Annotated in this window: 15 protein-coding genes and 1 tRNA gene; 6 read left to right on the top strand and 10 right to left on the bottom strand. The window is 72.6% G+C overall.

Annotated elements, in window-relative coordinates; translation table 11 throughout:
* Position 1: 1 nt before the first annotated feature.
* Complete coding sequence (locus tag ABL310_RS14880; RefSeq protein WP_349367794.1) at positions 2-1879, bottom strand: AsmA family protein; 1878 nt, start codon at positions 1877-1879, stop codon at positions 2-4.
* Between the two features lie 265 nt (positions 1880-2144).
* On the opposite strand from ABL310_RS14880, the gene ABL310_RS14875 reads away from it, so the two are divergent.
* From ABL310_RS14875 to ABL310_RS14865, 3 genes are all read left to right on the top strand, one after another.
* The gene (locus tag ABL310_RS14875) at positions 2145-2540 is read left to right on the top strand and encodes a hypothetical protein (RefSeq protein WP_349367793.1); all 396 of its coding nucleotides are present in this window, start codon (positions 2145-2147) and stop codon (positions 2538-2540) included.
* A gap of 55 nt (positions 2541-2595) precedes the next feature.
* A complete protein-coding gene (locus ABL310_RS14870; RefSeq protein ID WP_349367792.1) occupies positions 2596-3432 on the top strand; it encodes an aldo/keto reductase in 837 nt (278 codons plus the stop codon).
* 134 nt (positions 3433-3566) lie between these two features.
* Positions 3567-3640 (top strand) — tRNA-Gln (locus ABL310_RS14865).
* 264 nt (positions 3641-3904) lie between these two features.
* On the opposite strand, the gene ABL310_RS14860 is transcribed toward ABL310_RS14865, so the two are convergent.
* The 6 genes from ABL310_RS14860 to ABL310_RS14835 all read right to left on the bottom strand — a co-directional run bounded on the left by ABL310_RS14860 (position 3905) and on the right by ABL310_RS14835 (position 9064).
* Complete coding sequence (locus ABL310_RS14860) at positions 3905-5530, bottom strand: thiamine pyrophosphate-binding protein (RefSeq protein ID WP_349367791.1); 1626 nt, start codon at positions 5528-5530, stop codon at positions 3905-3907.
* 37 nt (positions 5531-5567) lie between these two features.
* Complete coding sequence (locus ABL310_RS14855; protein WP_349367790.1) at positions 5568-6908, bottom strand: tetratricopeptide repeat protein; 1341 nt, start codon at positions 6906-6908, stop codon at positions 5568-5570.
* Positions 6909-7228: 320 nt separating this feature from the next.
* On the bottom strand, positions 7229-7762 hold the full coding sequence (locus ABL310_RS14850) for a DUF302 domain-containing protein (protein ID WP_349367789.1): 534 nt from the start codon (positions 7760-7762) through the stop codon (positions 7229-7231).
* Between the two features lie 11 nt (positions 7763-7773).
* Entirely contained in the window at positions 7774-8406 is a 633-nt protein-coding gene (locus tag ABL310_RS14845) for an NrsF family protein (protein ID WP_349367788.1), read from the bottom strand.
* A gap of 99 nt (positions 8407-8505) precedes the next feature.
* The gene (locus tag ABL310_RS14840; RefSeq protein WP_349367787.1) at positions 8506-8643 is read right to left on the bottom strand and encodes a hypothetical protein; all 138 of its coding nucleotides are present in this window, start codon (positions 8641-8643) and stop codon (positions 8506-8508) included.
* Between the two features lie 175 nt (positions 8644-8818).
* Positions 8819-9064: a hypothetical protein gene (locus tag ABL310_RS14835; RefSeq protein WP_349367786.1), complete on the bottom strand. Its 246-nt coding sequence runs from the start codon at positions 9062-9064 to the stop codon at positions 8819-8821.
* Positions 9065-9325: 261 nt separating this feature from the next.
* On the opposite strand from ABL310_RS14835, the gene ABL310_RS14830 reads away from it, so the two are divergent.
* Both ABL310_RS14830 and ABL310_RS14825 read left to right on the top strand, forming a co-directional pair.
* The gene (locus ABL310_RS14830; protein WP_349367785.1) at positions 9326-9499 is read left to right on the top strand and encodes a hypothetical protein; all 174 of its coding nucleotides are present in this window, start codon (positions 9326-9328) and stop codon (positions 9497-9499) included.
* A 156-nt stretch (positions 9500-9655) separates the two neighbouring features.
* Entirely contained in the window at positions 9656-10033 is a 378-nt protein-coding gene (locus ABL310_RS14825; RefSeq protein WP_349367784.1) for a hypothetical protein, read from the top strand.
* 11 nt (positions 10034-10044) lie between these two features.
* Here ABL310_RS14825 and ABL310_RS14820 read toward each other — a convergent pair whose 3' ends face one another.
* Positions 10045-10866, bottom strand: coding sequence for a DUF2189 domain-containing protein (locus tag ABL310_RS14820; RefSeq protein WP_349367783.1), 822 nt, complete (start codon positions 10864-10866; stop codon positions 10045-10047).
* 336 nt (positions 10867-11202) lie between these two features.
* On the opposite strand from ABL310_RS14820, the gene ABL310_RS14815 reads away from it, so the two are divergent.
* Positions 11203-11370: a hypothetical protein gene (locus ABL310_RS14815; protein WP_349367782.1), complete on the top strand. Its 168-nt coding sequence runs from the start codon at positions 11203-11205 to the stop codon at positions 11368-11370.
* Positions 11371-11541: 171 nt separating this feature from the next.
* On the opposite strand, the gene ABL310_RS14810 is transcribed toward ABL310_RS14815, so the two are convergent.
* Positions 11542-13281, bottom strand: a complete 1740-nt coding sequence (locus ABL310_RS14810) for an ABC transporter ATP-binding protein (RefSeq protein WP_349367781.1) — start codon at positions 13279-13281, stop codon at positions 11542-11544.
* Entirely contained in the window at positions 13281-14186 is a 906-nt protein-coding gene (locus ABL310_RS14805) for an ABC transporter permease (protein WP_349367780.1), read from the bottom strand. The genes ABL310_RS14810 and ABL310_RS14805 overlap by 1 nt, the downstream gene beginning before the upstream one ends.

Here is a 14186-nt window from a genome sequence, read left to right as displayed (position 1 = left end):
CCTATTGCGCCTGCGCGGCCGGCTCGATCGCCGGGGTCGCGGCGGCCGCGGGCTCGACAGGCGCGCCGAGGAGCAGGCGCGCGGCGCCCGAGCGCTGGATCAGCGCCTTGGCGTCGGGCACCAGGGTCACGTCCGAGAGCGGGCCTTCGAAGGCGAAGGTCAGAGCCGAGATCAGGTTGCCCTCGCCCACGGGCGTGACGCTCTCGACCGCGGCCTTGGCGCCGATCGTGCGCTCGGCGAGCGAGATCACGCCCTCGAGCATGCCGGAAAGCTGGCTGCTCTCGAAGGAGGCGGACAGGATCTGCCCGACCCCCTGCTCGACGAGGAGGCGCGCCGAGGCCTCCTGGAAGGGCGTGCGCCCGGAGCGGAGCGTCTGCGTCGCCGTGAGGGGCTGGCGCTCGAAGCGGCGCAGGGCCTCGGCGAGATCGAGCCCGACGAACTCGCCCGGTCCGACGGCGACGTCGACGAAGCCGGCGAGATCGCGCGCGAGCGTCTGCGAGGTGTCTCCCACGCCTGCGAGCGCGACCTCGGCGACCGCTCGTCCCGCGATCCAGGGCGCGCCGAAATCGCGGCCGAGCGCGGCGAGGTCGACCTGCGTCCCCTCGACCTCGAGCTTCATCTCCACCGGGCCGCCCTTGTCGGCGAGGGCGAAGCGGCCCCGCAGCTCGCCGCCGGCGAGCCGAGCGCGGCTCACCGAGGTCTCCACCCGCCCCTTGGCGACGAGAACGCTCATGGCGAGCTCGGAGAGACGCGCCGCGCCGATCTCGGCCGCGGTGGCCGAGAGCCTGAGATCGAGGTCGGCGGCCGTGTGCTGGGACAAGGTGAGGGGCGCATACCGCAGGGACGAGGCGGGATCGGTGGCCTCGATCACCGGCGCGACGTACCGGGTGAGATCGAGGGTCTCGGCGGCGAGCGTGCCGCTGATGGCGATCCGCTCCTCCTGGAACCGCGCGGCGAGGGCGCCGTCGAGGCGGTCGCCGTCCAAGGTCAGCCGCAGGGTGTTGAACGAGAGCGTGCGGCCGGCCCCGTTCGCCTCGCCGTCCAGCGACACCGGCCCGAGCAGCGGGCCGAGCGGAAGGCGCAAGCCGCTCCAGGCGAGGACGTCTCGGGCAGAGCGCGTCTCGAAGGCGACCCTGCCGGTGAGCCAGGGGCTGTCGCGACCGGTGGCGATCGTGCCGGTCACGGTCAGGCGGCCGAGGCGTCCGGAGAGCCGCAGGTCGACGGGGCTGCGCGCCCCGCTCGCGAGCGCCGCTGGCGACAGGCCGGAAAGCGAGATCTGCACGAGCTCGCCCCGGATGCCGGCCGTGCCGATCAGGCTCGCAGCGCCTCCGGGATCCGGCCAGGACAGCGTGACGTCGACGTTGCGCACGACCTCGCGCCGGCTCGTGGCCGCGTCGGTATAGACGAGGGTCGAGCCGAACAGGCCGAAGCTCTCGACCGCCGGCTCGCCGCCTTCCGCGATGCGCGCCTTCAGGCTCCGCACGACCGCGTCCCAGGGCGAGCGGCCGGCTTCGTCGATCGCGATCGAGAGCCGGCTCTGAGAGAGCGAGGCGTCGGTGATCTGGATACGGCCGTAGAGCAGCGGCCCCCAGGCCAGCTGCCCGCGCAGCGCGCCGCCGCGGGCGATCTCGGTTCCGTCCAGGCTCCGCAGCGCGACGTCCTCGAACTTCACCCGGGGCGTCGGCAGGAAGGCGATCGTCGTGCGGCCGGCTTCCGGAAAAGCGATGGCGAGCTCGCGCTCGAGCTGCCGCGCCACCGCCTCGCGCAGCGCGTCCGACGACACCGTCCAGGGCGCCAGCGCCAGCACGAGCCCCGTCAGCCCTGCCGCTACGACGGCGAAGGCGAGGGCTCGCTTAGCGAAGGAGGTCGTCTTGCGCATGCCGGACCGATACTCGAAGGTGGGGCCGCCTGGTGAACGCGCGCCGCGACGCCTTCATAGACGCACCGGGGGCGGTTTCGAAACCCCCTGAGACGAACACCTTGCGCGAAAACGCGGCGATCGTGCGGCATATTCGGGCAGGCTCTCCGGACCGGGGTTCGGAACGCGCTCCGGCGGCCCGTCGTTTGCGCACGATCAAGGCGCGACGCGTCGCCGCGTGCTCCCATCGCGGCGTCCAGGCAGTCACAACGGGAACGGAAGCGTCATGAGTCTCCCCCACAACTTCAAGCGAATCACCCTGCATCTGGCGCGCAGCCACGACCATCCCAACGGCTCCGAGCGTCACGGCTACGACATCGTCGCCCCGCTCGACCCGGAGGGGAAGATCGACCCGGAGGCCTGGCGCTCGCGCCGCGACGTCTGCCGTGTGCGCCGCTTCTGGAACGGCGAGGAAGACCAGGTCGGTCATCTCGTCCACCGCGCCGGCGGCAAGGGCGGCCACAGCTGGATCTTCGACTACGATCCCACGCGCGAGGACGACGACGAGGCCGCCTTCCGGCTCGGGGATCACGTGATGCAGATCGGCGAGTACGTCTCGATCGAGGACGACATGGACGAGATGCACACGTTCCGCGTCGTCTCGGTGATCAACGCCGATTGAGGCGCCCGACGCGCGAGAGACGCGCCAGGGCGAGAGACGCGAGAGGAGACGCCGCATGGCCATCCGCACCGTCACCCTGCCCGACGGGACAGCCGTTCCGGCGCTCGGCCAGGGCACCTGGCGCATGGGCGAGGAGCGCGCGCGCCGAGAGGCCGAGGTCGCCGCCCTGCGGCTCGGCCTCGATCTCGGCATGACCCTGATCGACACGGCGGAGATGTACGGCGAGGGCGGCGCCGAGGAGGTCGTCGGCGCGGCGATCGACGGGCGGCGTAAGGAGGCCTTCGTGGTCTCGAAGGCCTATCCGCACAATGCGGGCCGGGCGGACCTGAAGGCCGCCTGCGCCCGCAGCCTCTCGCGGCTCGGCCTCGAGCGGCTCGATCTCTACCTGCTGCACTGGCGCGGGAGCGTGCCGCTCGCCGAGACGGTGGCGGGCTTCCGCGACCTCCAGGAGGCGGGCAAGATCGCGCGCTGGGGCGTGAGCAATTTCGACCGCGACGACATGGAGGAGCTCTGGGCTCTCGACGGCGGCGCGGGCTGCGCGACCGATCAGGTGCTCTACAACGCGACCGAGCGCGGTCCCGAATACGATCTCCTGCCGGCGCTCCAGAGGCGCGGCGTGCCGCTCATGGCCTACAGCCCCATCGGCCAGGGCGACCTGCCGACGCGCGACCTCACGGACATCGCCGCGAAGCACGGGGCGAGCCCCTATCGGGTCGCTCTCGCCTTCGTCCTCTCCCGCGAGGGCGTCGTCGCGATACCGAAGGCCGCGAACGAAGCGCATCTGCGCGACAATCGCGCGGCCGCGGATCTGGCGCTCGACGCGGACGATCGCGCCGCTCTCGACCGGGCCTTCCCGCCGCCGCGGTCGAGACGACCGCTCTCGATGATCTGAGACCGTTTCGTCACGCCGGCGTCACGAAGGGGGTAGACAAGCCCCACCGGCCTCGCTATCTAGCCGCCATTGCCGGACGGGAACCGAGGCCGAGCCTCCGAGTTTAACCGGCGAGCGGCACGTGATGCCCCTGCTGGGGGATAGTTTAACGGTAGAACCGCGGACTCTGACTCCGCTAGTCCTGGTTCGAATCCAGGTCCCCCAGCCAGTCGCTCCCCAAATCCCCGAAAGTCACACGCTGTCGACGACGCGGAATTCCGCGTCCCGACCACGGGAAGCGGCGACGCTATGGGTCGGCACGAAGACGACGGGCGGCGTCGACGCCGCAGGTGGGGCGAACCGACCACCCCGAACGCCACGGCGGCGGCCGGCGGGATGGGTCAGAACCAGGGCGGCCGGGGTGGGCGCGGACGAATAGGGTCCGAGAGCGATCGTCGCTCACGGCGATCGGCGGGCAAGCTTCTCAGAGAGATCAAAACGCCTCCCGATACCCCGCCAGCCCGACCCGCGCCGCGATCACCCCGAAGGCCTCCCCCGCGAGCGCCTCCGCCAGCGCCGTGCGCAGCTCGTCCACCGAGCCCACGTTCCAGCCCCGTCCGCCGAACGCCCGCGCCGCCGCGGCGTAGTCGGTCGCGCCGAGGCCGACGCCGGCGCGGGCGAGGCCGGCCTGGGCCTGCTTGAGCTCGATGAGGGCGAGCGACTCGTCCTGGAGGACCAGCACCACGACCGGCAGGCGCTCGTCGCGCAGCGTTCCGAGCTCGCCGAGCGTCATCTCGAGGCCGCCGTCGCCGATCACGGCGATCGCGGGGGCGTCGGGGCGGGCGAGGCGGGCGGCCATGGCGAGGGGGAGGGCGGGGCCCATCGTGCACCAGCCGGCGGACTGGATCAGCGAGAGCGGGCGGGGCGCGTTCCACATCTGGGAGAGGAGGATGCGGTGCGCGCCGGAATCGACGCTCACCGTCGCGTCGGCCGGCAGCGCCTCGGCCAGCGTCCGGAACACCGCGTGCGGGGAGAACGCGCGGTCCTGCGGGCCGGCGAAGGCCTCGCGCAGCGCGGCCTTCGCCGCGGCGACCGGCGCGGCGGGCGCGTCGGAGCGGCGGCCGGGGAGGCCCGCGGCGAGCGCCTCGAGGATCGCCGGTATCGGCCCGAGGACACGCGCGTCCACCCGGTGCATGCCGTGATCGACCGGCGCCGCGGAGATCTCGACGACGTGCGCGCCCGCGGCGAAGGGGTCGAGCCAGCCCGGGCGCATCTCGATCGGGTCGTAGCCGACGCACAGGACGAAATCGGCCGCCCGGGCCACCGGCAGCAGCGCCGCGTCGGCCTTGGGTGACAGCCCCGCCGCGCCGAGCGAGAGCGGGTCCTGCTCGTCGATCGGCCCCTTCCCCTTGTAGGTCGTCACCACCGGCGCGCCGGCGGCCCGCGCCAGCGTGACGAGCGCCTCCGCCGCGCCCGCCCGCGCCGCCTCGAAGCCGGCCACGATCAGCGGCCGGTTCGCGTGCGCGAGCCGCTCGCGCAGATCGGCGAGGGCCGGGTCGTCACGGCGCGGCGCGGGGCGGGCGAAGGTCGGCGCGGGGGCGACCGCCGCCTCCGGGGCGGGATCGGGGAGGGCCGCGACGCCCGGCGCGAGGTCGAGATGAACGGGGCCCATCGGCGGGGTCAGCGCCAGCGCGATCGCCCGGCGCACGGTCGCCTGTGCGCTACTCGGCTCGATCTCGAACGAGCCTTTCACGAGCGGGCGCAGCAGCGCGGCCTGATCGACGATCTGGTGGGTGTAGAGCGCGCGGATCGGCCGGTCGACGACGCCCGTGAGCACGATCAGGGGCGTGCGCTCCTGCGCGGCGTCGGCGATGCCGTTGACGGCGTTGGCGAGGCCGGGCCCGATCGTGGTGACGAGGACGCCGGGCCCGTCCGTCAGGACGCCGATCCCCCCGGCCGCGATGGCGCCGGCGGTCTCGTTTCGTACGAGCAGGAACCGCACACCCGCGGCATTCAGGGCGTCGACGAGTGTGACGACCTCGCCGCCGGGCATGCCGAAGGCGTAGCGCGCGCCATGCGCGTGCAGGGTGAGCGCCACGGTGTCGGCGACGCGTCTCATGAGACCTCTCCTGGACAAGACGAGCCCTTCTCGCGCTTCAGCTTAGGGCGAGCGCGGTCGTCGCGCATCCGCTCTCGTGCATTGCGCTCTGCGTCAGCCGCGCGGCGAAGCGGTCCGGCCGCTTCACCCGGCGGCGCGCGGCGAGCACGACGCCGAGCCCGCGCCGGTCCGACGCGCGTGCGGCGAGGGTGCGCAGGAAGACGTCGCGCTGGGCGTGGCTGCCGCCGATCAGCGGCAGGCGGCGCGCCAGAGCCGCGAGCCGAACCGGCGCGAGCGGCGCGACGGAGGCGAGGGCGCGGGCGAGGTCGAGCCCGACCGCGCGCAGCACAGCCGCCTGCTCGCCGTCTCCCGCGGCGCGTTCCTCCAGAGCCGCGAGGCACTCCGCCGCCGCCGTGCGTTCGCCGGCGGCGACGAGGGCGAGGAGCGTGTGCAGGGCGGCGAAGGTCAGCGTCGCGTCCCGCCGGCGCGCCCGCGCGGTACGCGCCACATCCTCCCACCGGTCGCCCACATCGATCCCGTCCTGGCGCAGCCGCCACAGCAGCGAGACGGCGTTCGCCACGTCGCGGAAGTCCTCGCTCGGCGCGGGTCGGATCTCGCGATCGTAGAGCGCCAGCACCACGTCGATCTCGCCGCGCTCCAGGTGGAACAGGGCGAGGTGCCAGGCCATGTGGAAGCCGAAATTGTTGCAGCTCGTCCAGACCGGCCGTGCCGCCTCGATCCAGGAGACCCCTTCGCCGACGCGCCCGTCGGTCTCCATCACGTGCGCCACGGCGTGCAGGCCCCAGGCGTCGGCGGGCTCGGCGGCGACGGCGCGGCGCCCGGCGCGCTCGGCCTCCGCCAGCCGGCCGGCCTCCTCCAGCGCGAAGGCGTGGCAGCCGGCGGCGAAGCCGAAGCCCGGCGCCTCCGGGTCCCAGCCCGCCAGCGCGTGCGTGGAGCCGGCGAGCATGCCCGGCAGGTCCCCCGCCATGAAGCGTAGCGCCTGGGCGATCTTGAAGGGGAGCAGCAGTCCCGGCCGCGTGGCGCAGGTCGCCTCGAGCCGGTCCGCCGCCGCGCGGAAGCGGCCCGCGACCGCGTCCCCCAGCGCCGCCACGAGGGCCGCCTCGTCCGGCGTGCCGCCGCGTTTCGCGGCGAGCGCCGCATCGGCCGCTGCGAGGGCCTTGCGGGCGGGCGCGTCCAGCTCCCGGCGCGCCAGGATCAGGCAGGCGAAGCCCTCGAGCGCCCGGGCCGCGACGCAGCCCGGGTCCGCGGCGAGGGCGGCCTCGAGCGCCGGCGCGGCGCCCGGCCGGTGCGCGGCGACGGCGAAGGTCGCGTCCGCCATGGCGGCGAGCGCGGCGTGATCGTCGCACGAGTGGCGCAGACCGTAATTATCGCTCGGCATGGATCGCTCCGTCATTCGGGTCGGTGCATCGGGGGCGGCGACGGGGGGCGAAGCCGGGGGCGGCCGTGCGGTGAGGCACCGACGAGGACGATCGCGTCAGCGCCTCGACGAGGGCGCGTTCCGCGTCGGCGCGGCTCCCGCAGGCGAACGTCGTCGCTTCGTCCGCTGCTTCGACGAAGCCCGGACCGCGTAGAGACCCGCCCCGGCCGGCGCCGGTCGCCTCGCGGCGGCGAATGTCGGGAGGCGTGAGAAGGCGATCGGCTTGCGCTCGCGAAGCATGGTCACCTCCTGCGTCGGACGCGTCGGGTACGGCGGAGCGGTCAGGGTGCGGTCGCATCCTCTGCGATCTCTCCGAAGACGTCGTCGAGCTCCTCGGCGACCGCGCGCAGGTCCGGGCCGGCCGCGTCGAGATAGGGCGCGAACACCAGGGACGGCGGCGCGTAGGAGAGCGTCGCCGAGCCGTCCGGGTTCTCCGTCAGGTAGAAGCGGATGGGCGCCTCGATCCCGGCGGGGACGCTCGCCTCGAGCATCCGCCGCGCGAAGTCGTTGCGGAAGACGCCGACGACCCGGTTGCCGGGGATCTCGATACCCTGCCCGCGGGCGCCGTCGGAGGCGCTCGCGCGGGTCACGAGGCCCATCTCGTTGGCGCGCACCGCCTCGTCGAGCCGGGCGGAGAGCGCCTCGAAGCCGTGGGGCGTCTCGATCACGACCCAGCCCTCCGGCGCGGTCTGCGGCGTCAGCCGCTCCTGCGCGAGAGCCACGCTCGAGGCCGCCAGCGCGAGGCCGACGGCGAGGACGATCGCGAGCCGCCGGGCGGTGCCGGCGCTCTCGCGCGAGAACATCTCTCGGCTCATGGCGGATCTCCTCACCAGCGCAGCCAGCGATGGCCGGCGATGGCCCCGATCCCGGCGACGCCGAGGATCGCGAGCGTGTACCAGGTCGCGACGAAGAGCGCGCTGTCGTCCTGGCAGTGGAAGGCGTAGAGCGAGGCGCCGGCTGCGGCGCTCGCCAGGCCCGCGACGGCCCCGGCGAGGCGCGGCCGCGTCGGCGCCTCGTGGCGCAGCAGCAGGATCGCCGCCGCGAGCAGCGGGGCGGCCAGCGTCGGGATCGCGGTGAGGCAGACGAGGGCGTTGTCGCCGAGCCAGGCGGCGCCCCAGGTGGCGAGGGGCCGGTGCGCGAGCTCGACGGCGACGAGCGTGGACGCGAGCAGCGGCGCGAACGCGAGCCCGATCGCCCAGCCCTCCAGCCGAGCGCCCGGTCGCGCGAGCCGCCTCGCGGCGCCCAGCGCCGCGAGGCCGAGGCCGACGGTCAGCACGGGCTTGGCGACGAAGGGCGCCGTCGCGAGCGCCGCGGAAAGGTCGGCGCGCGGCCCGAGGAGCGCCGCGAAGAGAGCCGCGGAAACGATGGCCGATACGGCGAGCAGGGCCGTGCCGCCGCGCCTGGCGGGCCGCGCGTCGAGATCGTTCGCCAAGGTCTCGATCAGGGCGTCTGTTCTCATCTCGGATCTCCTCCGGGCAGGGCGGGGCGGCGCTGGGCGGCTGCGGCCGGCGCGATGGCGCATGGGGGTCCTCCCTGTTCGCCCGAACGGACGCTTTCGTTACGACCGCTCCGGCGCGGTATCCTGCGTCCAGGCGATGGCGCGGTCGTCGAACCCGGCTGCGAGGGGCGGCTTCACGAGCTCGAAGCAGGGGGACAGATCGAAGTCGTGCGGGACGAAGAGCGAGTGATGGCGCATCTTGTTTCGCGCGCGACGTCGCCGGCGCTGTCCCGCGCGGTGTCGCGGATCGGGAGGATCGGGTCCCCGATCGACTGGAACGCCTTCGCGATCGGCGTCCCGCGGATCGCGCGCGTCGGCGCGCCGGACGAGCCAGCCGGGACGCACCCGATGGGCCCGGCGACGCGCAGGCGCTTCAGTCGTGGTCCTCGGCCCGGGTACGGGAATATTCGTGCGCGCCGTAGAAGGGCATGGCGCCGGGCCGGGCGATGCTGCCCGTCGCCGAGACGTCGGGAACGATGCCGCGTCGGGACTGGAAGAAGAAATCCTGCTGCTGCGGCTGGTCGTAGAGGGTCACCTCGGGATTGACGTGCTGCGCGGAAGCCGGCGCGGCGATCGCGGCGAAGGCGGTGGCGGCGAGGAACCGGGACAGATGGGTCATGGCTGATCTCCCTGTGTCGGCGGGCGGCGCTGCGCTGCCCCTGTGCCGCTTTTTTCGGGAGAGGGTCGCGTGAAGTTACTCGACAATTCGGCCCAGATCGTCTTGCGGGTCTGCATGTAACGAAATGTCCTGCCGGAGCGAAGACATTGCTTGACGTCCGAATGCGTCGTCACGGCTTCGTGACTAGCCGCGAAAGCTCAGCCCTGCGAGCCTTCGCGGCGGTCGAGCGCGCTTCGGCCGTCGGTCGCCAGGGAGGACCTCATGAAGCGCATTCTGCTCGTCGCCGCCGCCGCAGCTCTCGCCGCCGCGGGCGCTCGCGCCCAGGACGACATGCGGGAGGCGGTGACGCCGCCTCCGGACGTGCAGCGCTTCGAGGCGCTCGCAGCGCTGACGGCCTACGTGGTCGCGCTGCGCGAGGAGTTCGCGACGCGCTGACGCGTCGAAAGCCGCGCTCGACCCGGACTTGCGAGCAGACGCGAGCACGTCCGGAAAGCGGGTGTGCAGCAATAGCCGAGACGAGAACTCGTCATCGTTCCAGCGTCCAGCTGACCATGCGGAGAAAATCGGATGGAAAGACTATCAGTCGAGAGGGTGGCGAAACAGATCCGCTCCTTGCCCCTGTATCTGCAGGCTTGGCTCATCTGGCTGACGGTGACCACGCTCATCATACCGTTGGTCTATATAGAGAGCCCGTTCTTTCAGTCCATGATGATATGCCAGATCGGAAATATCCTGTTCGGCGGATGGCTGATGCTCCGGTATGGCCTCGTCAAGTTGCTCAGCTTGGCCCATATCGTGTTCTGGACGCCGATTCTGGCGAAGTTCCTCTACCATTTCGAAGGCCTGCAGCCGGGGCCGATTTTCCTCGCGGCGACGGTTACCAGCGCAAGCGTTCTCGTCTCCTTGATCTTGGACGCGAGGGACTACCGGGCCTGGCTTCACGGTGACCGGAGATCGGTGGGGCAGTAATCCGTCCGCCCTCAGCGTCGCCGGGGCGTCCCCTCGACGGAGGCCTTGTCGACGATGCGCCGGTAGAGGTGCCAGGTGGCGTGCCCGAGGATCGGCATGGCCACGGTGAGCCCGACGAGGAGCGGCGCGGATGCGACGATCAGGATCGCCGCGACGAGCGCGGCCCAGAGCGCCATCGGCCGCTTGTTGCGCCGCACCGCCTCGACGGACGTCCGCAGGGCCACGCCCGCGCCGACGTCCCGATCGACGAGGAGGGGAAGCGAGATCACCCCCAGCGTGAAGGCGATCGCGGCGAAGACGACGCCGACGGCGTGCCCCACCACGATCATCCCCCAGCCGCGCGGCGTGGTCAGCACGTCGGTCAGGAACGGGAGGAGGCTCTCCGGTCCCTGCGCGCCGTAGAAGGTCTTGTAGATCAGGCCCGCGCAGAGCATCCAGGCTGCGAAGATCGCGGCGAGCAGCGTCGCGGCGAACACGAGGGACACCCCCGCCCGGCCGAGAGCGCCGAGGGCCTCGGGCCAGCTCGGCGCGAGGCCGGCCTCGCGCCGCCGGCTCGCCTCGTAGAGCGGCGCCGCCGCGACAGGCCCCACGAGGGCGAAGCCCGAGACGAGCGGGAAGACGAGGGCGAAGCCGAGATCCGTGAACACGACGAGGCCGAGCACGACGCCGAAGAGCGGATAGAAGAGGCCGACGAAGACGAGATGCGAGGGCATCGCGAGGAAGTCGCGATAGCCTGCGGCGAGCGCGGCACGGACGTCGCCGGAGGTGATCCGTCGAACCGCGGGTCGCGGCGCGGCCGAGGCGACGGAGAGGGAGGCGGCTCGAGGCTCCATGGTCGGTTCCTTCCGTGGCGTCGTGCCCAACCCATAGCAAGGGTACAGGGATTTCGTCTCTGCGTGCAGATGTCGAAGCACGTGTTCGCTACACAGATTCGTGAATGGACGCGGCCATTCGGTGCCGATCCTGAAGCATGGTCGGTGCGTTTATCCCCCGTGAGCCTCTAGCGAACTTAGGTGTTCCGTGAAGAGGTCGGCCTTTTCTTCCAATATGCATAGACGCAAGTCGGGTTTGCGTGATGGAATCTGTAACAGACGCACCCGGCGTCGCGAAGAAGGGGCATGCGAGCGGGCAGGAGGCCCGCTCGGCGAAACCGACAAAGGAGACACGAGATGACGATGTTCACCCGTATCCTCGCGATCGCCGCCCTCGCCGCCGTCATGACGTCGCCCGCCGCGGCGCAGACGCGCAATCCGGAGGTCACGGTCTACGACCAGCCGCAGCAGCAGGACTTCTTCTTCCAGATGCAGCGCCAGGGCATGACCGACCGCCGCTTCTGACGGCGACAAGCCCGAAGGCCCGGCCGGAGATCCCTCCGGCCGGGCCATTTTTTGCGACCCGGAGCTGTCGACTCGACGAGCCATGCGTCGCCACCGAACGGGGCTGGTGGCCGACCTCGTCGCGCCCGGGAGCGCGGGGGCGCGCAACGAGAATGGGCCGCGCGCTCGTCCTCACCAGGCGCTTTGCGCCGTCCCGAGAAGGCGAAGCGACGGCGTGAGCGCGAGCAGCTCCCGCGCATAGGGCGCGCGCGGGCCGGCGAAGAAGGGCTCGCTCTCGCCGGCCTCGACGAGCCGCCCGTCCTTCATCACCGCGATCCGATCGGCCATCTGGCGCACCACGGCGAGGTCGTGGCTGATGAACAGGATCGAGAGCGAGAAGCGCTCCTGCAGGTCCTTGAGCAGATTGAGCACCTGCGCCTGGATCGAGACGTCGAGCGCCGAGGTCGGCTCGTCGCACACCAGCACGTCCGGCCGCGCGAGCAGCGCGCGGGCGATGGCGACGCGCTGGCGCTGGCCGCCGGAGAACTGGTGCGGGTAGCGCTCCGCCGCGTCCTCGGGCAGGCCGACGAGGGCGAGCATGGCGCGTACGAGCCGGGCGCGCGCCGCGGCGTCCGGCTCGATGCGGTAGAGCGAGAGCGGCTCCGCCAGGATGGCGCCGATACGCCGGCGGGAATTCAGCGAGGAATACGGGTCCTGGAACACCATCTGGATCGCGCGCCGCGCCGGGTGGGAGCGTGGCCGCGACCGGCCGGGCGGGAGTACGGCGCCGTCGTGCCGCATCACGCCCGCGCTCGGCTGCACGAGACCCAGGATCGCCTTGGCCAGCGTCGACTTGCCCGAGCCGCTCTCGCCCACGAGCCCCAGCACCGACCCGCGCGGCAGCGCGAGCGACACGTCGGAGACGGCGCGGATGGGCTCGCCCTTGCGGAAGAGGCCCCGGCGCGGGCCGTCGAAGGCGACGCTCAGGCCCTCGACCGCGAGCGCCTCCGCGGCGGGCGGCGTCGCCGCCGCGTCCCGGCGCGCCCGGAGCCAGGCCTCCGCCTCGGCGGCGAGGTCCGCATCGACCGGCGCGGGGGCGCCGCCGACGGCGATCAGCGGAAACCGGTCGAGCCGGCGCTCGAGCCGCGGCACCGAAGCCATCAGGCTCTTCGTATAGTCCGCCCGCGGGGACCCGAGCACCTCGCCCGTGGAGCCGGCCTCGACCACGCGGCCGTGGCGCAGGACCGTCACCCGGTCCGTCACCTGCGCGATGACGCCGATGTCGTGGGTGATCAGCACCATGCCGATGCCGCGCTCGTCTACGAGCCTTCGGATCAGCGCCAGCACCTGCGACTGGACGGCGACGTCGAGCGCGGTCGTCGGCTCGTCGGCGACGACGAGCTGCGGGCTCGTGCACAGCGCGAGCGCGATCACCACGCGCTGGCGCATGCCCCCCGAGAACTGGTGCGGATAGGCCTTCATCCGCCGCTCGGCGTCGCGGATGCCGGTCTCGGCGAGGAGCGAGGCCGCCCGCGCCCGCGCCGCCGTCTCGCCGAGGTCCGGCTCGTGGGCGAGGATCGTCTCGACGAGCTGCGCCTCGACGGTCATCAAGGGGTTGAGGCTCGTCTGCGGGTCCTGGAAGATCATCGAGATGCGCTTGCCGCGCGCGGCATGGCGCGCCGGCGGCGGGAGCGCCAGGAGGTCGGTCTCGCCGAGGCGGATGGCGCCGGCCGCCACGCGCCCGGGCTCGGGCAGGAGCCCCGTGATCGCCGCGGCGATGGTCGACTTGCCGGCGCCGCTCTCGCCGACGAGGCCGTGGATCTCCCCGGGCCCGACGGCGAGATCCACGGCCTCCACGGCGCGGAGCACGCCGCGCCGGCCGGGAAACTCGACCGTGAGGCTCTCGACGTTCAGAAGGTCTTGCGCCAGCATCAGCGCAGCCTCGGATTGAAGACGTCGCGCAGGAAGTCGCCGAGCATGTTGATGGCGACGACGAGCACGACCAGGAAGGCGGTGGGCAGCCACAGGATCCACCACTCGCCCGAGAGCAGGAACTGCATGCCGATGCGGATCAGCGTGCCGAGCGAGGGCGCGTCGGCGGGGAGCCCCACGCCGAGGAAGGAGAGCGTGGCTTCCAGCAGGATCGCCGAGGCGAGATCGACGGTGGCGATGACGAGGAGCGGACCGACCACGTTCGGCAGGATCTCGACGAAGAGGATGCGCGCGGGGTGGACGCCCATGGCGATGGCGGCGTTGACATAGTCCTCGTTCTTCGCCCGCAAGGTCGAGGCGCGGGCGGTGCGGGCGAAGTTCACCCAAAGCGACAGGCCGATGGCGACGATCAGCACCGTCACCCGCGTCTCCTCGTGCGCGTCGCGCGGGAGGATGCCGCGAGCGATACCGTCGATCAGGAGCGCGGTGAGGATCGCCGGCAGCGCCAGCTGCACGTCGGCGACGCGCATCACCACCGCGTCGAAGCGCCCGCCGATCCAGCCGGCCGCGAGGCCGAGCCCGACGCCCAGCACGGCGGCGAAGGCCATCGCGGAGAGGCCGATCACGAGCGAGAGCCGGGCGCCGTAGAGGATGGCCGAGACCATGTCGCGGCCCTGGTCGTCGGTTCCGAGCAGGAAGCGCGGGTCGGCGCCCTCCAGGAACGTGGGCGGGCGCAGAGCATCGATCAGGCTGAAGCTGGCGAGGTCGTACGGATCGGTGGGCGCGATCCAGGGCGCAAAGGCCGCGCCGGCCAGGATCGCGAGTGCGACGAGCGCGGAGGCGATCACCAGCGGGCTGCGGGCGAACAGGTGGAGCGCCTCGGACTCGCGGAGCATCGCGCGCAT

It is taken from the genome of Salinarimonas sp. (genome assembly GCF_040111675.1).
In the GTDB taxonomy this organism is placed as follows: domain Bacteria; phylum Pseudomonadota; class Alphaproteobacteria; order Rhizobiales; family Beijerinckiaceae; genus Salinarimonas.
This window is presented reverse-complemented; position numbering and strand designations above follow the sequence as displayed.